17 protein-coding genes are annotated in these 20,061 nt (G+C 63.9%); 9 read left to right on the forward strand and 8 right to left on the reverse strand.

All coding sequences use genetic code 11. From position 1 onward, the window contains the following. Positions 1-2 precede the first annotated feature (2 nt). Positions 3-788, forward strand: coding sequence for a 2-keto-4-pentenoate hydratase (locus NLN62_RS17610; RefSeq protein ID WP_254109643.1), 786 nt, complete (start codon positions 3-5; stop codon positions 786-788). A 159-nt stretch (positions 789-947) separates the two neighbouring features. Here the strand turns inward: NLN62_RS17610 and NLN62_RS17615 are convergent, their stop codons facing one another. Further along, positions 948-1,637 (reverse strand): YggS family pyridoxal phosphate-dependent enzyme, encoded by a 690-nt coding sequence (locus NLN62_RS17615; protein ID WP_254109645.1) that lies wholly within the window; start codon positions 1,635-1,637, stop codon positions 948-950. A 107-nt stretch (positions 1,638-1,744) separates the two neighbouring features. Here NLN62_RS17615 and NLN62_RS17620 point away from each other — a divergent pair, with 107 nt between their 5' ends. The 4 genes from NLN62_RS17620 to holA all read left to right on the forward strand — a co-directional run bounded on the left by NLN62_RS17620 (position 1,745) and on the right by holA (position 7,754). Beyond that, a complete protein-coding gene (locus tag NLN62_RS17620) occupies positions 1,745-3,442 on the forward strand; it encodes a diguanylate cyclase domain-containing protein (RefSeq protein ID WP_254109646.1) in 1,698 nt (565 codons plus the stop codon). 115 nt (positions 3,443-3,557) lie between these two features. Then, positions 3,558-6,182, forward strand: coding sequence for a leucine--tRNA ligase (leuS, locus tag NLN62_RS17625; RefSeq protein WP_254109648.1), 2,625 nt, complete (start codon positions 3,558-3,560; stop codon positions 6,180-6,182). Beyond that, the gene (gene lptE, locus NLN62_RS17630) at positions 6,169-6,720 is read left to right on the forward strand and encodes an LPS assembly lipoprotein LptE (protein ID WP_027525097.1); all 552 of its coding nucleotides are present in this window, start codon (positions 6,169-6,171) and stop codon (positions 6,718-6,720) included. The genes leuS and lptE overlap by 14 nt, the downstream gene beginning before the upstream one ends. A gap of 5 nt (positions 6,721-6,725) precedes the next feature. Next, complete coding sequence (holA, locus tag NLN62_RS17635) at positions 6,726-7,754, forward strand: DNA polymerase III subunit delta (protein WP_027525098.1); 1,029 nt, start codon at positions 6,726-6,728, stop codon at positions 7,752-7,754. A 249-nt stretch (positions 7,755-8,003) separates the two neighbouring features. On the opposite strand, the gene NLN62_RS17640 is transcribed toward holA, so the two are convergent. The 7 genes from NLN62_RS17640 to hemJ form a co-directional block, all read right to left on the reverse strand. After that, the gene (locus tag NLN62_RS17640) at positions 8,004-8,888 is read right to left on the reverse strand and encodes a ParB/RepB/Spo0J family partition protein (RefSeq protein ID WP_254109650.1); all 885 of its coding nucleotides are present in this window, start codon (positions 8,886-8,888) and stop codon (positions 8,004-8,006) included. Between the two features lie 151 nt (positions 8,889-9,039). Continuing rightward, on the reverse strand, positions 9,040-9,894 hold the full coding sequence (locus tag NLN62_RS17645) for a ParA family protein (protein ID WP_254109652.1): 855 nt from the start codon (positions 9,892-9,894) through the stop codon (positions 9,040-9,042). 33 nt (positions 9,895-9,927) lie between these two features. Then, positions 9,928-10,569, reverse strand: a complete 642-nt coding sequence (gene rsmG, locus NLN62_RS17650) for a 16S rRNA (guanine(527)-N(7))-methyltransferase RsmG (protein WP_254109654.1) — start codon at positions 10,567-10,569, stop codon at positions 9,928-9,930. 109 nt (positions 10,570-10,678) lie between these two features. Then, positions 10,679-12,562, reverse strand: a complete 1,884-nt coding sequence (mnmG, locus tag NLN62_RS17655) for a tRNA uridine-5-carboxymethylaminomethyl(34) synthesis enzyme MnmG (protein WP_027525102.1) — start codon at positions 12,560-12,562, stop codon at positions 10,679-10,681. A gap of 495 nt (positions 12,563-13,057) precedes the next feature. Then, the gene (mnmE, locus tag NLN62_RS17660; protein ID WP_254109656.1) at positions 13,058-14,458 is read right to left on the reverse strand and encodes a tRNA uridine-5-carboxymethylaminomethyl(34) synthesis GTPase MnmE; all 1,401 of its coding nucleotides are present in this window, start codon (positions 14,456-14,458) and stop codon (positions 13,058-13,060) included. A gap of 319 nt (positions 14,459-14,777) precedes the next feature. Continuing rightward, positions 14,778-16,043, reverse strand: a complete 1,266-nt coding sequence (gene rho, locus NLN62_RS17665) for a transcription termination factor Rho (protein ID WP_027525104.1) — start codon at positions 16,041-16,043, stop codon at positions 14,778-14,780. A gap of 251 nt (positions 16,044-16,294) precedes the next feature. Then, a complete protein-coding gene (gene hemJ, locus NLN62_RS17670; protein WP_254113537.1) occupies positions 16,295-16,729 on the reverse strand; it encodes a protoporphyrinogen oxidase HemJ in 435 nt (144 codons plus the stop codon). Positions 16,730-17,197: 468 nt separating this feature from the next. On the opposite strand from hemJ, the gene NLN62_RS17675 reads away from it, so the two are divergent. From NLN62_RS17675 to dnaQ, 4 genes are read left to right on the forward strand one after another with little or no spacing between them, the layout of a single operon-like run. After that, positions 17,198-18,037, forward strand: a complete 840-nt coding sequence (locus NLN62_RS17675; protein WP_027525107.1) for a pyruvate, water dikinase regulatory protein — start codon at positions 17,198-17,200, stop codon at positions 18,035-18,037. Between the two features lie 7 nt (positions 18,038-18,044). Next, complete coding sequence (locus NLN62_RS17680) at positions 18,045-18,653, forward strand: nucleoside triphosphate pyrophosphatase (protein ID WP_254109657.1); 609 nt, start codon at positions 18,045-18,047, stop codon at positions 18,651-18,653. A gap of 22 nt (positions 18,654-18,675) precedes the next feature. Further along, positions 18,676-19,275, forward strand: coding sequence for a dephospho-CoA kinase (gene coaE / locus NLN62_RS17685; RefSeq protein ID WP_254113539.1), 600 nt, complete (start codon positions 18,676-18,678; stop codon positions 19,273-19,275). Between the two features lie 20 nt (positions 19,276-19,295). Next, a complete protein-coding gene (gene dnaQ / locus NLN62_RS17690) occupies positions 19,296-20,018 on the forward strand; it encodes a DNA polymerase III subunit epsilon (RefSeq protein WP_256375306.1) in 723 nt (240 codons plus the stop codon). Positions 20,019-20,061: the final 43 nt, after the last annotated feature.

Consider the following 20,061-nt stretch of genomic DNA (forward strand, 5'->3'; position numbering starts at 1 on the left):
CCATGCTCGACGAGAACCAGATCAGGGCTGCCTCGCATATGCTCGCGGGTCATTGGCGCGCCGGCACCAAGCTTGACGTGCTTGAGAGCTCCTTGCGGCCGCAGACCCGCGCGGAGGGCTACGCCATCCAGGCCGCGCTCGAATCCTCTTCAAGCGGCAAGCTGTTCGGCTGGAAGATCGCGGCGACCAGCGAAGCCGGGCAGAAGCACATCAACGTCAGGGGACCGATGGCCGGGCGCATCCTGAGCGACAGCGTCATCGCCGATGGTGGCACGGCCTCGATGAGGGGCAACGAGATGCGGGTGGGCGAGCCGGAATTCGCCTTTCGCATGGCGCGCGATCTGCCGCCGCGATCTTCAAGTTATGGCGTCGATGAGGTGCTTGCGGCGGTCGACACGCTGCATCCCGCGATCGAAATTCCGGACTCGCGCTTTTCTGATTTCGTCAGCGCCGGCGAGGCGCAGCTCATCGCCGACAATGCCTGCGCGCATCTGTTCGTGCTCGGGCCGCCGGCGACGGCAAACTGGCGCGCGATGGATCTCGTGGAGCAGCGGCCGGAGATCACGCTGCGTGGCCAGCGCTATGTCGGCCACGGCAAGAACGTGCTCGGCGATCCCCGTGTCGCGCTCGCCTGGCTTGCGAACGAGCTGCGCGCGCTCGGGATCACGCTCAGGGCAGGGGAGGTGGTGACGACGGGCACCTGCCATCCACCGCTGCCGATTCAAGCTGGCGATCACCTCGCCGCAGATTTCGGTGTGCTGGGGAAGGTGTCGGTGACGTTCGCGTAAGCGCCACCCCATCGTCGTCCTGGCGAAAGCCAGGACCCATACCGCGTGATCTCTGCAAGGGGCAGGACGGTCGTTGCCAGAGTCTTCGCCAAACTTGCTATCGGGGTAATGGGTCCTGGCTTTCGCCAGGACGACCAAAATCAAATACGCCCACGGCTACTACCGATGACCGAAGATCGCCGACCCCACGCGGACATGCGTGGCACCTAGCATGATGGCGGTGGCGAAATCGGCGCTCATGCCCATCGACAGATTCTTCAATCCGTTGCGCGCGGCGATCTTGGCGGTGAGGGCGAAATGCGCGGCCGGCGGCTCGTTCGCCGGCGGGATGCACATCAGGCCGGATATGTTGAGCCGATAGATGTCGCGGCAGCTTGCGATGAAGGCGTCGGCCTCGCCGGGCGCGACGCCGGCCTTCTGCGGCTCCTCGCCGGTGTTGATCTGGACGAAGAGCTGCGGGTGCCTGTTCTGGGATTCGATTTCCTTGGCTAACGCTTGGCAAATGCTCGGACGGTCGACCGAATGAATGGCGTCGAACAGCGCGACCGCCTCTTTCGCCTTGTTCGACTGCAGTGGCCCGATCAGATGCAGTGTGATATCCGAGTAACTCGAAATTAACGCCGGCCACTTCGCCTTGGCTTCCTGCACGCGATTCTCGCCGAATACGCGCTGTCCGGCCGCGATGACCGGTGTAATTGCATCCGCAGCAAACGTCTTCGACACCGCGATCAGCGTCACCGCGGCGCGATCACGCTGCGCGTCCTTGCAGGCGCGCGCGATCTCCTGCTCCACGGCGGCGAGCGCATTTGGTGAATGCCCGGTTAGCGGCAAGGCGTTGGCTTCTGTCATGACGTCGCTCGAGACCGTGTCTAACGGAGGTAGTTCCAATTTTACCGAGTTCAAGAAAGGCTTCTTGAACCCTTGGAACTAGGTTGCGCGCGGGGTGGGTAGCACAAATGGCCAACATCAGTCTCAACCGCAAACGCGCGAAACTCAAGCAGGTTCTCGGAATCCGGGCGCGGTTCGCCTTGCTCGCGGTGATTCTGGTGGCACCCTTGATGCTGGAGCGCATCCGTTCACTCGAGGACGCGCGCGCAAAACAGATCGCGCAGGCGACGACCGAGTTCACCACAATCGCGAGGCACAGCGCGGACGCGCAGCGCGAGGTGATTTCCTCGGTCGAGACGATTCTGAAATCCGAGGCCTTCATCCGCGCTTCCGCCGGCGGCGTCAGCAAGAGCTGCGACGTGCTGCGCGCGAGCCTGCCGGCCAGCCTGCCCTGGATCCGCACGCTGCTGATCGCCGGCCAGGACGGACGCATCCAGTGCTCGACCAACAACATGTATGTCGGCCTCGACTTGAGTGACCGGCCCTATTTCCAGCAGGCGCAGGAGACCGGCCGCTTCGTGCTCTCCGATTTCCTGCTGTCAAAACCCTCGCAGACGCCGACCGTGATGGCGGTCTATCCGGTCTCCGCGCTCTCGGGCACCTCCGACGCCGTCGTGCTCGCGACCGTGAACCTCGACTGGATGTCGAAGATCATGAACAATCTGGGCGGCCGCTCCGGCATTTCGGCCGTGCTGGTCGACAGCGCAGGCACGGTGCTGGCCGCGCCCGCCGATCAGTCCAGCTCGGTCGGTCGTCCGCTCGACAATCTGCCGCTGATGTCGGCAATTGCCGACATGGCGCTGCGCTCGGACCAGGACGAGGGATCGCTGTCCTTCATGGCGGTCGATGGCTCCCGCCGCGCGGTCAGCTACATCCGCATCGCCGGCACAAATGCGCGCCTGATCGCCAGCATCGACGAGGACAAGGTTTCCGCCGCGGTCAACCGCGACATCCGCACCGCCTATCTGCAGCTCGCCTTCGTCGTCGTGTTCGTCCTGCTCGGCGCGCTGATCGCGGCCGAGAAGCTGGTGATCAAGCCGATCGAGATGCTGGCCGACATGGCCAAGCGTTTTGGCGAGGGCGACCTGTCGGCCCGCGCCGCGCGCAACCGCCTGCCCGCCGAGTTCGTGCCGCTCGCCCGCGCCTTCAACGCAATGGCAGCCCAACTCGGCCAGCGCGAGCGCGAGCTGATCGCGAGCAACGACCGACTTACTGTCATGGCCTCGATCGACATGCTGTCGGGCCTTGCCAACCGCCGCGGCTTCCAGAGCCGCCTCGATTTCGAATGGATGCGCGCGCAGCAGTACGACAACGACCTGTCGCTGCTGATGATCGACGTCGACCATTTCAAGCTCTTCAACGACACCTATGGCCATCTCGAGGGCGATTCCTGCCTGACCAGGCTCGGCGAGACGCTGTCGGGGATCGCGGCCGACACCATGGGTTTTGCCGCGCGCTATGGCGGCGAGGAATTTTGTCTCCTGCTGCCGAACACTGATCTGGCCCGCGCCATCGAGATCGGCGAGACCGTGCGTGCCGCGGTGCTGCGGCTGTGCCTGCCGCACATCACCTCGAGCCACATGATCGTCACCGTCTCGATCGGCGTCGCCGCGGCGCGGCCCAGCGAGGCCTTGCGTCCGGGCGATCTGATCGAAGCGGCCGATGCCGCGCTCTACGCCGCCAAACATCGCGGCCGCAACACCGTCGTCGAGCACGGCTTGGTGCAGGACAGCGAAGGCGCCGCGGAGATCGCGATGGCGGGCTGAAACAGCCCCTGCTCAGGCCGTTTTGAAGGCCTTAGACGTTGACCCCACAGCGGTTTTTGTGGCCTAGTCCGCCGTCTTTAGGACGGCCCGAACCCTAGAAAACCGCAACGATTCCATGACCTCCGAACGCTACAACGCCCGCGATTCCGAACCGCGCTGGCAAGCCGCCTGGGACGAAAAGGCGATCTTCGTCTCCCGAAACGACGATTCGCGGCCGAAATACTATGTGCTCGAGATGTTCCCCTACCCGTCCGGGCGCATCCATATCGGCCATGTCCGGAACTATACGCTCGGCGACGTGCTGGCCCGCTTCATGCGCGCCAAGGGTTTCAACGTGCTGCACCCGATGGGCTGGGACGCCTTCGGCCTGCCGGCCGAGAACGCCGCGATCGAGCGCAAGGTCGCGCCGAAAGCCTGGACATACGACAACATCGCCGCGATGAAGAAGCAGCTCCGCTCGATCGGGCTGTCGCTGGACTGGAGCCGCGAGATCGCGACCTGCGATCCCTCCTACTACAAGCACCAGCAGAAGATGTTCCTGGACTTCCTGCGCGAAGGCCTCGCCGAGCGCGAGAAGCGCAAGGTGAACTGGGACCCCGTCGACATGACCGTGCTCGCCAACGAGCAGGTGATCGACGGCCGTGGCTGGCGTTCGGGCGCCGTCGTCGAACAGCGCGAGATGAACCAGTGGGTCTTCAAGATCACGAAGTACTCGCAGGAGCTGCTCTCAGCACTGGATACGCTCGACCGCTGGCCGGACAAGGTGCGGCTGATGCAGCGCAACTGGATCGGCCGCTCGGAGGGCCTCTTGATCCGTTTCGCGCTGGATCAGGCGACGACGCCTGCCGGTGAGAGCGAGCTGAAGATCTTCACCACGCGCCCGGACACGCTGTTCGGCGCAAAGTTCATGGCGATCTCGGCCGATCATCCGCTGGCGATCGCGGCCGCCGCCAAGAACCCGAAGCTTGCGGAGTTCATCGCCGAGATCAAGAAGATCGGCACCGCGCAGGAAATCATCGACACCGCCGAGAAGCAGGGCTTTGACACCGGCATCCGCGCGGTCCACCCGTTCGATCCCAGCTGGAAGCTGCCGGTCTATGTCGCGAACTTCGTGCTGATGGAATACGGCACCGGCGCGATCTTCGGCTGCCCGGGCCACGACCAGCGCGACCTCGACTTCGTCAACAAGTACAATCTCGGTGTCACGCCGGTGGTGTGCCCCGAAGGCCAGGATCCGAAGACGTTCGTCATCACGGACACCGCCTATGACGGTGACGGCCGGATGATCAATTCACGCTTTCTCGATGGCATGACCATCGACGCGGCGAAGGAAGAGATCGCAAAGCGCCTGGAAAACGAGATGCGCGGCAACGCGCCCGTCGGCGAGCGGCAGGTGAATTTCCGCCTGCGCGACTGGGGCGTTTCGCGCCAGCGCTATTGGGGCTGCCCGATTCCCGTCATCCACTGCCCCAAATGCGGCGTCGTGCCGGTGCCGGATTCAGACCTGCCGGTGAAGCTGCCTGATGATGCGACCTTCGACAGGCCGGGCAACGCGCTCGATCATCATCCGACCTGGAAGCACGTCACCTGCCCCAAATGCGGCGGCCACGCTAGCCGCGAAACCGACACCATGGACACCTTCGTGGATTCGTCCTGGTACTTTGCGCGCTTCACCGATCCCTGGAACGAGGCCTCACCGACGACGCCTGCGGTCGCCAACCGGATGCTGCCCGTCGACCAGTATATCGGCGGCGTCGAGCACGCGATCCTGCATCTGCTCTACAGCCGCTTCTTTACCCGCGCGATGAAGGCGACTGGGCATATCGCGCTGGACGAGCCGTTCGCCGGCATGTTCACCCAGGGCATGGTGGTGCACGAGACCTACCAGAAGGCCGACGGCACCTATGTGCAGCCGGTCGAGGTGAAGGTCGAGACAGGTGGCAACGGCCGCCGCGCCACGCTGCTTGCGACCGGCGAAGACATCCAGATCGGCGCGATCGAGAAGATGTCGAAGTCGAAGAAGAACACGGTCGACCCCGACGACATCATCGAGACCTACGGCGCCGACGTCGCGCGCTGGTTCATGCTGTCGGACTCCCCGCCCGACCGCGATGTGATCTGGAGCGACGAGCGCGTCCAGGGCGCCTCGCGCTTCGTGCAGCGGCTGTGGCGGCTGGTGAATGAATCCGCCGAAGCCTCCAAGGGCGCGCCGGCGGCCCGGCCGGCGAGCTTTGGCGCCGATGCGCTGGGCCTGCGCAAGGCCGCCCATGGCGCGCTGGACAAGGTCACGGTCGGAATCGAGCGGCTGCACTTCAACGTTTGCCTCGCCCATATCCGCGAATTCGCCAATAGCCTGTCCGAGGTGCTCCAGCGCCCCGGCCAGCCGGCGGACGACCTCGGCTGGGCGATTCGGGAGGCCGGGACCATCCTGGTCCAGCTGTTCTCCCCGATGATGCCGCACCTGGCCGAGGAGTGCTGGCAGGTGCTGGGCCAGACCGGCTTTGTTTCGGAGGCCTCATGGCCCCAAATCGAACGCGATTTGCTGGTTGAAGACGCCGTGACCCTGGTGGTCCAGGTCAACGGCAAGAAGCGGGGTGAGGTCACGGTTGCAACAGTGGCCCAGAATCCGGAAATCGAGGCTGCCGTTTTGGCGCTCGATGCGGTAAAACTGGCCCTGGACGGCAAGCCCGTCCGCAAGGTGATCATCGTCCCCAAGAGGATCGTGAATGTTGTCGGCTAGGATCCGCATCGCAGCCCGCCTCGTCGCGGTCGCCGCCCTCGCGGCGCTCACGGCCGGCTGCTTCCAGCCGATGTATGCCGAGCATACCGACGGTACTCCGGGATTGCGCGACAAGCTGATGGGGGTGGAACTCCCCCCCGTCGACAAACCCAACGCCTCGCGCGAGGCCAGGGTCGGGGTGGAGATTCGCAACGCCCTCGCCTTCAAGCTTTATGGCACAGCTACGGGCGCACCGCCGACCCATCGCCTGGTGCTGCGATTCTCGACCAGCCGGTCTTCGCTGATCGTCAGCGCTGCGACAGGACTGCCGACCAGCGAGAATTACGGCATCGACGTTCAGTATAATCTGATCGACAACGCGACTGATAAATCGGTAATGACCGGTACCACGTTCTCGCGCGTGTCCTACGACATTCCGGGCTCCTACCAGCGCTTCGCCCGTCAGCGCGCCGTTCGTGATGCGGAAGACCGTGCCGCCAACGAGGTCGCCGAGAACATCTCGACCCGCCTCGCCGCGTTCTTTACCGCCGGCACCTGACGTTCTTGGTCGCGCTGCGCGGAAAAGAGATCGACGCTTTCCTGGCCCGGCCCGATTCGGGCCGCCCGATCATCCTGCTCTATGGCCCCGATGCTGGCCTCGTGCGCGAGCGCGCCGACGCGCTGATCGCATCCGCGGTCGATGATCCCAACGACCCCTTCTCGATGGTCAAGCTCGACGGTGATGAGCTCTCGGCTGAGCCCTCGCGCCTCGTCGACGAAGCCATGACCGTGCCGCTGTTCGGCGGCCGCCGCGCCATCCGCGTGCGCGCCGGCTCACGCAGCTTTGCCAGCGGCGTCGACACGCTGGCCGAGATGAGTGTGAAGGACTGCCGCATCGTGATCGAGGCTGGCGAGCTGCGCCCGGAATCGCCGCTGCGCAAGGCCTGCGAGCGCGCCAAGACGGCGGTCGCGATCGGCTGCTATCCCGACACCGAGCGCGATCTTGCCAAGCTGATGGAGGACGAACTCCGCATCGCCAACTTGCGTATCGCGCAGGACGCGCGCGCCGCGTTGATGTCGTTCCTCGGCGGCGATCGCCAGGCCTCGCGCAACGAGCTGCGCAAGCTGACGCTCTATGCTCACGGCAAGGGCGAGATCACGCTCGACGCCGTGATGGCTGTCGTCGCCGACGCGTCCGAGCTGAAGCTCGATCCGATCGTCGACGGCGCCTTCGCCGGACGCCCCGACATCGTCGAAAGCGAGTTCGCCAAGGCGATGATCGCCGGCACCTATCCCGGCATGATCATCTCGGCCGCGCAGCGCCAGGCGGCGTGGCTGCACAAGTCGGCGCTCACCGTCGCCGAGGGCACGCCGATCTCCGCCGTGCTCGAAGGCGGCTTTCCGCGGCTGCATTTTTCACGAAAGCCCGCGGTCGAAACGGCGCTGCGTAATTTCAGCGTGGCGCGGCTCGCCGGCGTCATCGAGCAGCTCGCAACCGCCGCGCTCGACACCCGCAAGCAACCATCCCTCGCCGCCGCGATCGCCCAGCGCACGCTGATGGCGATCGCCGCGAACGCGAAGCGGCGGGGCTGAGGCTCTACTCTATCTACGAGTCATTGCGAGCGCAGCGAAGCAATCCAGAGTCCCTCCGCGGAAAGATTCTGGATTGCTTCGCTGCGCTCGCAATGACGATGTGGAGGCAGATGCGCGCCAAATGCTCGATGTCATTCCGGGGCACGCGAAGCGTGAACTACGGCGCGCAATTGCGCGCCTGAGAATCTCGCGCCACAATCTCTGGATTCCGGGTTCGCCCTGCGGGCGCCCCGGAACGACGATCGTGGCTTAGAGCGCGCCCTTCGCCAGCCGCTTCATCACCTCGTCGAGCTGCTCGAGGTTGCGGTAGTTGATCTGCACGGAGCCGCCGGGATCGCGGTGGTTGACGGTGACCTTGAGACCGAGCGCGTCGCTGACGCGCTTCTCCAGATCAACCGTATCGGGATCCTTCTCCTTGGCCCCGCCGCGCGCCTTCTGCGGCTTGCGCTCCGGCACGCCCTCCTCGTGCGCCAGCGCTTCGGCCTGGCGCACGTTGAGGCCTTCCTCGACGATGCGCTTGGCGGCGGCGAGCGGATCGGGCACGCCGATCAGCGCGCGGGCGTGGCCGGCGGTCAACTGCCCGGTCGCGATGAAGGCCTGCACCTCCGCCGGCAGCTTCGTCAGCCGCATCATGTTGGCGACGTGGCTGCGGCTCTTGCCGACGAGTTTCGCGATGTCGTCCTGGCTGCGTTTGAACTCATTGGCGAGCGCGTGATAGCCCTGTGCCTCTTCCATCGGGTTGAGGTCTTCGCGCTGCACGTTCTCGATGATCGCGAATTCCAGCGCGTCGCTGTCGCTGATGTCGACCGGGACGATCGGCACCTCATGCAGGCCTGCGAGTTGCGAGGCACGCCAGCGCCGCTCGCCGGCAATGATCTCGTAGCGGTCCTGCGAGCCCTTCACCGGTCGCACCACGATCGGCTGGATCACGCCATGCTGCTTGATGGAGTCGCTGAGCTCCTTGAGCTCGGTCTCCGAGAAGGTGCGGCGCGGGTTGCGCGGATTGGCCTTCAAGAATTCGATCGGCACCTTGCGCTGCGCGCGCGGCCGCTCGACATGCGCAGCCTCGCCGCCGACGTCACCGATCAGACTCGCAAGACCCCGGCCCAGTCGCGAACGCGCTTCGTCGGCCATCGCCAGCTCCCTTGGATTCACTTGGCAGCACTCCAGAACTGAATTTCAAAAACTTGTAGGATGGGTAGAGCGAAGCGAAACCCATCTCGCGGGCGACAATGGTGATGATGGGTTTCGCTGCGCTCTACCCATCCTACGGATCAACGTCGCTTCAATGCGTGGTGCGCAGCTCACGCTCGCGCTGGATCACTTCCGTGGCGAGCCGCAAGTACGCTTCGCTGCCGACGCATTTGAGATCGTAGACCAGCACCGGCTTGCCGTAGGACGGCGCCTCGGAGATGCGCACGTTGCGCGGGATCATGGTCTTGTAGACCTTCTCGCCCATGAACTGGCGGACGTCGGCGACGACCTGGTTCGACAAATTGTTGCGCGAGTCGAACATGGTCAGCACGATGCCGTGGATCGACAGATTGGGATTGAGCGTCGAGCGCACCTGCTCGACCGTCTGCAAAAGTTGCGACAGACCTTCGAGCGCGAAGAACTCACATTGCAGCGGCACCAGGATCGCATCGGAGGCCGCCATCGCGTTGACCGTGAGCAGGTTGAGCGAGGGCGGGCAATCGATCAGCACATAGGTGTAGTCGGCATCCGGCGAGACGTTGTTGTTGAGCGAAGAGATCGCATCGCGCAGGCGGAAGGCGCGGCCGGGCGTGGTGCCGAGCTCGAGCTCGAGGCCGGAGAGGTCCATGGTCGAGGGCGCGATGGCCAGCCGGGGCACCGCGGTCGCGACCACCGCTTCGCGCAAGGCCGCTTCGCCAACGAGTACGTCGTAGGTCGAGCAGGAGCGATTGCGGCGATCGATGCCGAGACCGGTCGAAGCGTTGCCTTGCGGATCCAGATCGACGATCAGGACGCGCTCACCAATCGCTGCGAGTGCCGTGCCGAGATTAATCGCCGTGGTTGTTTTTCCCACGCCGCCCTTCTGATTCGCGAGCGCCAGGATCCGCGGATGGCCCTGCGGCACCGTCTCGGTATGCTCCTGCTGAGGTTCGTCAATCACGGTCATGCCACTTCCCCACTCGACCCCGGTTTCCGGGCCTCACCCACGCCGCTGGATAGTGTCCAGCTCCACGATCCAACCGTCGCCCGTCCGGCTTTGATGGAGCTTGGGCTGAATAGTCCAATATTTAGCGGCTTCGGTCAATTCAGCCTCTACATCTTGACCCTTGGGAAACAACGCTTTTGCACCGCTGCGAACCAAAGGCTCCGCAAAGCCGATGAGTTGATGTAGCGGAGCCAGCGCGCGCGCGGTGACGCAATCGACCGGGCCGGTGATTCTATCCACATTATCCCCGATCTCGGCGAGATGTACGACCCCCGGCGAACCCGTGACGCGGATGGCCTCGCGCAGGAACGCGGCCTTCTTGGCGATACGTTCAACGAGGTGGACGCTCGCGCCCGGCACCTCCGCCATCACGCAGGCCAGGACCACACCTGGGAAGCCGCCGCCGCTGCCGAGATCAGCCCAGTGCTTCGCTGATGGCGCGAGCGAGACGAGCTGGAGCGAATCAGCGATGTGGCGGGTCCAAAGATGCGGCAGCGTCGAGGGCGCGACCAGATTGGTCTTGGCCTGCCATTCCCGAAGCAGAGCGACGTAGCGATCAAGACGCGCCTCCGTTTCACGTGAAACGGGGGCGAGCTTGAGGGCTGCGGCCTTGTCCGCCGCCAGAGCCGAGTCCAACGCCTGCTCGCCTTGCGATGGCGCCGGCTTCCGGACCCCCTCGCCCGCGTCAGATTGCCGTGATGAGGATTTGCCCCTGGCCGGTCCGCGCTGTTTCACGTGAAACGCCCTAAGCAGTCGCCTTGGAGGTCTTGCGGCGTGCCTCGCGGCGCAGATAGGCCGCCAGGATGCCCAGGGCGGCCGGCGTCATGCCGTCGATCCGGCCCGCCTGCCCGACCGTGAACGGCCGCGCCTTCTCCAGCTTGGCTCGCACCTCGTTGGAGAGCCCGGGCACGAGCTGGTAGTCGACATCGGCCAGCACCAAGCCCTCGTCCCGGCGGAAGGCCTCGACGTCGGCGCTCTGGCGTTCGAGATAGACATCGTACTTGGCGTCGATCTCGAGGTGGGTCGCGATCACGGGGTCAATGGCCGACAGCTCCGGCCAGATCGCGCGGACCTGGCTCCAGCCGACGTCCGGATAGGCCAATAGCTCAAAGGCCGACCGGCGCTGGCCGTCCCTATTCAAGGACAGACCGTGCTTAGCCGCTTCGTTCGGCGTCAGCGTCAGGGATTTTGACAGCGTCTTGGCCGCCCCGAGAGCCGCCATCTTGGCGCGATGGTGCTTGGTCCGGGCGCTGCCGACGCATCCGAGGTCAATGCCCTTCTCGGTCAGGCGCTGGTCGGCATTGTCCGCCCGCAGGGTCAGCCGGTACTCGGCGCGTGAGGTGAACATCCGGTAGGGCTCGGAGATGCCCCGGGTGACGAGATCGTCGATCATCACCCCCAGATAGCCGTCGGCGCGGTCGAATACCGTGAGCGCCGCCCCGCTCGCGGCCAATGCCGCGTTCAGACCGGCGACAATGCCTTGGGCCGCAGCTTCCTCGTATCCCGTGGTGCCGTTGATCTGTCCGGCCAGGAACAGCCCCCGCACCCGCCTGGTCTGGAGGGTCGGATCGAGCTCCCGGGGATCGATATGGTCGTATTCGATGGCGTAGCCCGGCCGGACCATCTTTACCCGCTCGAGACCCGGGATGCTGGCGAGGATCGCGAGCTGGACTTCCTCCGGCAGCGAGGTCGAGATGCCGTTGGGGTAGACGGTCGGATCGTCGAGCCCTTCCGGCTCCAGGAAGATCTGGTGGCCGTCCCGATCGCCAAAGCGGACGATCTTGTCTTCGATCGACGGGCAATAGCGCGGCCCGGTGCTCTTGATCTGGCCGGAGTACATCGGCGAGCGGTGGACGTTGGCCCGGATCACCTCATGGGTCGCAGCCGTGGTGCGGGTGATGCCGCACTGGATCTGCGGGGTCGTGATCCGCTCCGTCATGACCGAGAACGGCTCCGGCGGATCGTCGCCGGGCTGCATCTCCACGGCGGACCAGTCGATCGTCGTGCCATCGAGGCGTGGCGGCGTGCCGGTCTTGAGCCGGCCCAGTGTGAAGCCGGCCTGCTCAAAGGACTTCGACAGACCCATCGCCGGCGCCTCGCCGACGCGGCCGGCTGGCCAGTTCTTCTCACCCAGATGGATCAGGCCGCGCAAAAAGGTGCCGGTGGTGACCACGATGGCCCCTGCCCGGATCGTCCGGCCATCGGCCAGACGGAGCCCTGTGACGCGACCATCCGAGACGATCAGCTCGTCCGCCTCGCCTTCGATCACGCTGAGACCATCGGTCTGTCGGATCGCGGCCTGCATCGCCGCCGCATAGAGCTTGCGGTCGGCCTGGGTCCTGGGACCGCGGACGGCCGGACCCTTGCGACGATTGAGCATCCTGAACTGGATGCCCCCGGCGTCCGCCACCCGGCCCATCAGACCATCGAGCGCGTCGACTTCGCGGACCAGATGGCCCTTGCCGAGTCCGCCAATGGCGGGATTGCAGGACATCGCGCCGATGGTCGAAAACCGATGCGTCACCAGAGCAGTCGCCGCACCCATCCGGGCAGAAGCAGCCGCGGCCTCACAGCCGGCATGGCCGCCGCCAATGACGATGACGTCGAAACTCTCTGGCTCTGTCCGCATGGCCGGACTTCTAGCTCAGGGAGGAAGAAGCCGGAAGTGGAAACTGGGTGAGTGGCTGTTTCACGTGAAACAGGGTCGCTGGGGCAAAGCGGTTTCGCGAAAACAACCCCATGCAAAGTAGAAGGACTAGCGCTCGCGCTGTTTCACGTGAAACAAGTTGGGGCGTGCGGCAGGAAAGGTGTCACGAGGAAGTCATAGCGCCCCACCCACCAGACAATTCGATCGGCAGCGCCACGACACTATAGTCATTGCGAGTGGAGCCAAGCAATCCAGACTATCTACGCGGCGAAAGCCTGGATTACTTCGTCGCAAGGGCTCCTCGCAATGACGAAATTGAGGCCCGCGTCCAAGCTCAGCCGCCATCCCTCCGCGCGACGATGTCAGATCGCCCCCAGGGACCCGCGAAATCCGGGCTACGCCAATCACGGTCGCTCGTGTTTCACGTGAAACACAAGGAGTGGGAACAAGCGATAGTTCTACAATGAAGAACTAGCGCTACTTTCCGATACAGAATTTCTGGAAGATGGCGCCGAGGACGTCTTCGACGTCGACCCGGCCCAGCAATCGGCCGAGTGCGTAAGCGGCGGCGCGAAGCTCCTCCGCGGCGAGCTCCTCGCCTTCACTGAGAAGACCGAGGCTCCGCTCCAATGATTCGGCGGCCTGGCTCAACAGATCGCGCTGCCGGGCGCGGGTGACCAGCGCGCCCTCGCTCGTTCCGAAGAACTCGGCAGCGAACTCCACCAATGCCGCGATCAGCTCGGGCAGTCCCTCGCCGCGCCGCGCCGAGATCGCAAACATCGTGGCGCGCGGGTCAGGCCCAATAGCCTTGTTCGCCTTCGGCCTCAAGGCCGCATGCGAGATCTCCTGCAAAGTCTCCCGCAAGCTCTCTTGCAAGCTCTCTTGGCCAAGGTCGATCTTGTTGCGCACCGTCCAGACCGGCGCGGTCCCGGCCGGCCGGCCCTCCTCGCTTCGATCGGCATCAGCCAGCCACAGCACAAGATCGGCGTCCGCCGCCCGTGCGCGGGCGCGACGCACGCCTTCCTGCTCGACGGGATCGTCGGTCTCGCGAATGCCGGCGGTGTCGATCACAGTCACGGGATAGCCGTCGAGGTCGAGTTGCACCTCGATCACGTCGCGCGTCGTGCCGGCGTGCGGCGAGACGATCGCGACCTCGCGCCGCGCCAGCTGATTGATCAGCGTCGACTTTCCGACGTTCGGCGGCCCGGCGATCGCGACCACGAGGCCATCGCGCAGACGTTCAGCCTGGCCCTGCGCTGCAAGCACTTTTGCGATTTCGTCATGCAGTGCCTTGATCTTCACGCGCGCCGGCGCCAGCAATTCCGCCGATACGTCCCCTTCATCGGAGAAGTCGATGCCGGCCTCGATCAGCGCGGACGACTCGATGATTCGCTCGCGCCAGTCGCGCGCGCGTTCACCAAGCAATCCCTGCAATTGGCGCAGCGCCTGGCGGCGCTGCCGGTCGGTGTCGGCGTGGATGAGATCGTCGAGGCCCTCGGCCTCGGTAAGATCGAGCTTGCCGTTCTCGAAGGCACGGCGGGTGAACTCGCCTGGATCGGCCGCGCGCACATTCTGATTATCAGAAATCGCTGCGAACAGCGCTGCCAGCACCGCCCGGCCGCCGTGAACGTGGAATTCGGCGACGTCCTCGCCGGTCGCGCTCGCAGGCCCCGGAAACCAGAGCACCACGGCATCATCGATCGCCTGGCCGGTCGCATCGCGCAGCAGCACCCGATGTGCGAGCCGCGGCTTCGGCAACGTCCCAGCCAGCCTCGTCAGGACCTGGCTGGACTCTGCGCCCGAGACGCGGACGATCGCGATGGCGCTTGGTGGCCGCCCTGACGACAGCGCGAAAATGGTCTGGTCCCGCGGATGCATGACCTATTTGTCCGCGCGCCCGTCAAAACGCAAATCTCGTTTTTTGGGTCTGTTCGCGAGCTTGCCGGGCATTCCTGGAGGAGCAAGCGCTGCGTGGTGCACCGCAATATGAAGCGCAGCATTTTGCTGCATGTTTTTGGTTCCAGCCGACCCAGAGCCAATGGCAAGAAAAAATTATCCAGCAATATCAAGTAATTATAAAAAACATTAGCGCGGTGAGCCAGATTCACATTTTGCTGCACGGTCGCGCAGCAATGCTGCAGCAAAAACGCAAAAGGGCGCCCAACGGCGCCCCTCGCGAAAATTGCCGTAACCCGGCTCAGGTGTTCATCGAATCGAAGAACTCGGCATTGCTCTTGGTCGAGCGCAGCTTGTCGAGCAGGAAGTCGATCGCGTCCATCGTGCCCATCGGGTTGAGGATGCGGCGGAGCACGTACATCTTCTTGAGCACCTGCGGATCGGTGATGAGCTCCTCCTTGCGGGTGCCCGAGCGCGAGATGTCGATCGCCGGGAAAGTGCGCTTGTCCGAGACCTTGCGGTCGAGGATCAGCTCCGAGTTACCGGTGCCCTTGAACTCTTCGAAGATGACTTCGTCCATGCGGCTGCCGGTATCGACCAGCGCGGTCGCAATGATCGTCAGCGAGCCGCCCTCCTCGATGTTGCGCGCGGCACCGAAGAAACGCTTCGGGCGCTGCAGCGCGTTGGCGTCGACGCCGCCGGTCAGCACCTTGCCGGATGACGGCACCACCGTATTGTAGGCGCGACCCAGGCGCGTGATCGAGTCGAGCAGGATCACGACGTCGCGGCCATGCTCGACCAGGCGCTTGGCCTTTTCGATCACCATCTCGGCGACCTGGACGTGACGCACCGCCGGCTCGTCGAAGGTTGACGAGACGACCTCGCCCTTCACCGAGCGCTGCATGTCCGTGACTTCTTCCGGACGTTCGTCGATCAGAAGCACGATCAGATAGCAATCCGGGTGATTCGCGGTGATCGAGTGCGCGATGTTCTGCATCAGCACGGTCTTACCGGTGCGCGGCGGCGCAACGATCAAGGCGCGCTGGCCCTTGCCGATGGGAGCGACGATGTCGATCACGCGCGCGGAGAGATCCTTTCGCGTCGGATCGTCGATTTCCATGCGGAAACGCTGATTCGGAAACAGCGGCGTGAGGTTGTCGAAATTGACCTTGTGCTTGGCCTTTTCCGGGTCCTCGAAATTCAGCGTGTTGACCTTGAGCAGCGCGAAATAGCGCTCGCCCTCCTTCGGGCTGCGAATATGGCCCTCGATGGTGTCACCGGTCCGCAGGCCGAACCGGCGGATCTGCGACGGCGAGACGTAGATGTCGTCCGGTCCCGGCAGATAATTGGCGTCCGGCGAACGCAGGAAGCCAAAGCCGTCGGAGAGCACCTCGACGACGCCCTCGCCGACGATGTCGGTCTCAGCGAGCGAAAGCTGCTTGAGGATGGCGAACAACAGCTCCTGCTTGCGCATGGTGCTGGCATTCTCGACCCCATTCTCTTCCGCGAACGAGACCAGTTCGGCCGGGGTCTTGGACTTGAGGTCTTGGAGTTTGATTTCCCGCATTGGGGTGGTCCTGTGGGGTAACCTTGGAAGGGGGGTGCGAGGAGGCTTCGAAAATGCGGACGCGAGCAGGTAAGGTCCGCAGGTCTAGCAAGGTGAGTGCCGGTGAGGCTTCAAACCTGATGCGGCGCCCGGCTTTCGAAGAAGCTCGGACACAACCACATCCGCCTGCGTTGGGTGGGGATAGCGACAATATAGAAAATCGCTTGGCCCTCCGCAAGCCGAAGCGCTGAGCGCTGCCCCTCGAACTTTGCCTAGAACGGCTTCACGATCACCATGATCACGATGAAGATCATCAGGACCGTTGGCACCTCATTGATAATACGATAGAATTTCTGTGTCCGCGGACGCCGGTCGGTAGCGAAATCCTTACACCAGCGGGAAAAAAAGCCGTGGACCGCGGACAGCGCCAGCACCAGTGCCAGTTTTACGTGCAACCAGGGCGACGTGAACCAATGGCCGGACCACGCGAGATAGAGCCCGGCGAGCCAGGTCACGATCATCGCGGGGTTGATGATCGCCTTGAGAAGCCGGCGTTCCATCACCTTGAAGGTTTCCGACTGCTTTGAGCCGATCTCGGCCTCGCAGTGATAAACGAACAGCCGCGGCAGATAGAGCATGCCCGCCATCCAGGAGATGACGGCGATCACATGCAGCGCCTTGATCCAGGGGTAGAGCTCGTCGAGCATTTCCAACGTCCGAATTTGCATCCAGCGTTCCGATCGCTGGGGATAGTAAGAACTCGTTAAGTTCTGTCGGCGCACACATATCCGTCCGTAGTGCCCTTCTCAAATCTAGAATCTTAGATTCTTAAGGTTTGAGTCTGAATGACGGTGGATTGGACTCACGCAATGCTGTCAGGCGCTTTGCTGGCGCTTGTACACATCCATCAACATATCCCGCGCGATCCCGGCGAACGCGGATAATTCATCCATCTTCAAAGACTTGTGAGAAATTATCGGTAGCTTATGAAGCGGCTTGCCGGTGCTGTCCCGCTTCCCCTTCGCCTGTCCTCCGGACTTGTCCTTCCGGGCAGTGGTGTGAAGAAACTTGGCCGTTATCCCGCCCGTCCTGTCGCACAACCCTTTCCGAGGGGTTAAGCTCCACAGAAATTCACAAACCACCCAGCCTTCATCCCAAGCCCTCAAAGAGATTTCGTGCCGACCTCCAACAATTATTTCCATCTCCATCTGGTTTCCGACTCCACCGGTGAGACCCTGATCACCGTGGCGCGCGCGGTCGCCGCGCAATACGCCAACGTCACGCCGGTCGAGCACGTCTATCCGCTGGTGCGCAGCCAGAAGCAGCTCGATCGCGTGCTCGACGAGATCGAGGAGGCGCCGGGGATCGTGCTGTTCACGCTGCTGGAGAAGGATCTGGTCTCCCGGCTCGAGGACAAGTGCAAGCAAATCAATGTTCCGAGCCTGTCGATCATCGGCCCGGTGATGCAATTGTTCGAGGCCTATCTCGGCGCGGCAACGACGGGCCGTGTCGGCGCCCAGCACGTGCTCAATGCGGAATATTTCAAGCGCATCGACGCCCTGAACTACACGATGATGCATGACGATGGTCAGCACGTTGATGGCCTGGAAGAAGCCGACGTCGTCCTCGTCGGCGTGTCGCGGACGTCGAAGACGCCGACCTCGATCTATCTCGCCAATCGCGGCATCCGCACCGCCAACGTGCCGCTGGTGCCGGGCATTCCGGTGCCCTCGCAATTGGAGACCCTGACCCGGCCGTTGGTGGTGAGCCTGCATGCGACGCCGGAGCGGCTGATCCAGGTCCGTCAGAACCGGCTTTTGACGATGGGCGCCGATACCAGCAGCGACACCTATATCGACAAGCAGGCTGTGGCGGATGAAGTCGCCTTCGCCCGCAAGCTCAGCGCCAAGCACAATTGGCCGTTGCTCGAGGTGACGCGCCGCTCGATCGAGGAAACGGCGGCGGCGATCATGAAGCTCTATACCGACCGGCAACGCAACCGTCCCTCGGACTAGGCCGTCTATGTCCCTCTGGCGCGGCAAAGCTCCACTGATCCTGGCCTCGCAAAGCCAGGCGCGAAAAATGTTGCTGGCCAATGCCGGCCTCGCGTTCGAAGCGAGACCTGCCGCTATTGATGAGCGCGGCGTGCAGGAAGCCTCGGAGCTGTCCAGCCCGCGCGAGATCGCGCTGCTTCTGGCGCGCGAAAAGGCGAAGGCAGTATCTGCTCAGTATCCCGGCTGTTACGTCATCGGCGCGGACCAGACCTTGGCGCTCGGCGAGCAGCTGTTCACAAAGCCGTCCGGCCGGGCCCAGGCAATGGCGCAACTGCGCGATCTCGCCGGCCGCACGCATGAGCTGCACTCCGCGGTTGCCCTGGCGCGTGACGCCGCTGTCCTGTTCGAGGATGTTTCGGTCGCTCGCATGACCATGCGACAAATGACTGAGGCTGAGCTCTCCGCCTATCTCGATGCCGCCGGCGATAATGTCACTACCAGCGTCGGTGCCTATCAGCTCGAAAGCCTCGGAGTTCATCTGTTCGAGAAAATCGAGGGCGATCATTTCACCATCCTCGGCCTGCCGCTGTTGCCGCTGCTTGCGTTCCTGCGGCACGAGCGTCTAGTTGCTGACTGAACCGACAAATGGCTGCGACCTGATGCTGATCCTCGGACTGACCGGCTCGATCGGGATGGGCAAATCCACCACCGCGAATCTGTTCGCGGAGGCTGGTGTCCCCGTCTACGACGCCGATGCCGCCGTCCATCAACTCTATGAGGGCGAGGCGGCTCCCGCGATCGAAGCTGCCTTTCCCGGCACCACAGGGAACGGCAAGGTCGACCGTGCAAAGCTGTCGGCGCGGGTGGTCGGCGATGCCGCGGCGATGAAGCAGCTCGAGCAGATCGTCCATCCGATGCTCGGCGCCTCGCGCGCGCGGTTTTTCGCGGATGCCGAGGCCAGGAAGGCGCCCGTCGTCGTGCTGGACATCCCGCTGCTGTTTGAGACCGGCGGCGAGAAGCGCGTCGATGCGGTCGTCGTGGTCACGACCTCACCAGAACATCAGCGCGAGCGCGTGCTGGCGCGCGGCACCATGGATGCCGAAAAACTCGACGCCATCATCGCCAAGCAGACGCCCGATGCCGAGAAGCGCAAGCGGGCCGATTTCGTGGTGGATACCTCGCACGGGCTCGATCCCGTGCGTGCACAGATCAAGCACATCCTGGCCGAGGTCGTTAAAATGCCGCAGCGGCGAAGCTGATTCGCTCATCTGACCGGCTCCTGAAGAATATGCGCGAAATCGTTCTCGACACTGAAACCACCGGCCTCGACCCCCTGCGCGGCGACCGCCTGGTCGAAATCGGCTGCGTCGAGATCTTCAATCGCATGCCCACGGGGCAGACCTTTCACCGCTACATCAATCCTGAAAGGGACATGCCGGCGGAAGCCTTTGCGGTGCACGGCCTGTCGAGCGAGTTTCTTGCGACCAAGCCGCTGTTTCACGAGGTCGTCGACGAGTTCCTGGAATTCATCGGCGATGCGCCGCTGGTGATCCACAACGCCTCGTTCGACATCAGCTTCATCAATGCCGAGCTCGACCGCATCAAGCGCGCCGCGATCCCGCGCGAGCGGCTGGTCGACACGCTCCTACTGGCGCGGCGCAAGCATCCCGGCGTGTCGAACCGGCTCGATGATCTCTGCTCGCGCTATGCGATCGACAATTCCCACCGCACCAAGCACGGTGCGTTGCTCGACTCCGAGCTGCTCGCGGAAGTCTATGTCGATTTGATCGGCGCCCGGCAGTCGCAGCTCATCCTGGCGTCTGACGCCGAGGAAATCCGCGTCGGGGCGAGTGGCGATGCACCGCGGCGGCAGCGGCCGGCACCGCTGGCCCCACGCGTCAGCGAGGCGGAGCGCGAGGCCCATCGGGCCTTCATTGCGACGATGGGTGAAAAGGCGATCTGGAACGAGTATCTCGCCCAGCCGGCAGCAAGTCCGACCTAACTAGACCCTGATGAGATGAGGTCTGGTGGCCGCGGCGGAAGTG

This window comes from Bradyrhizobium sp. CCGUVB23, from assembly GCF_024199885.1.
In the GTDB taxonomy this organism is placed as follows: domain Bacteria; phylum Pseudomonadota; class Alphaproteobacteria; order Rhizobiales; family Xanthobacteraceae; genus Bradyrhizobium.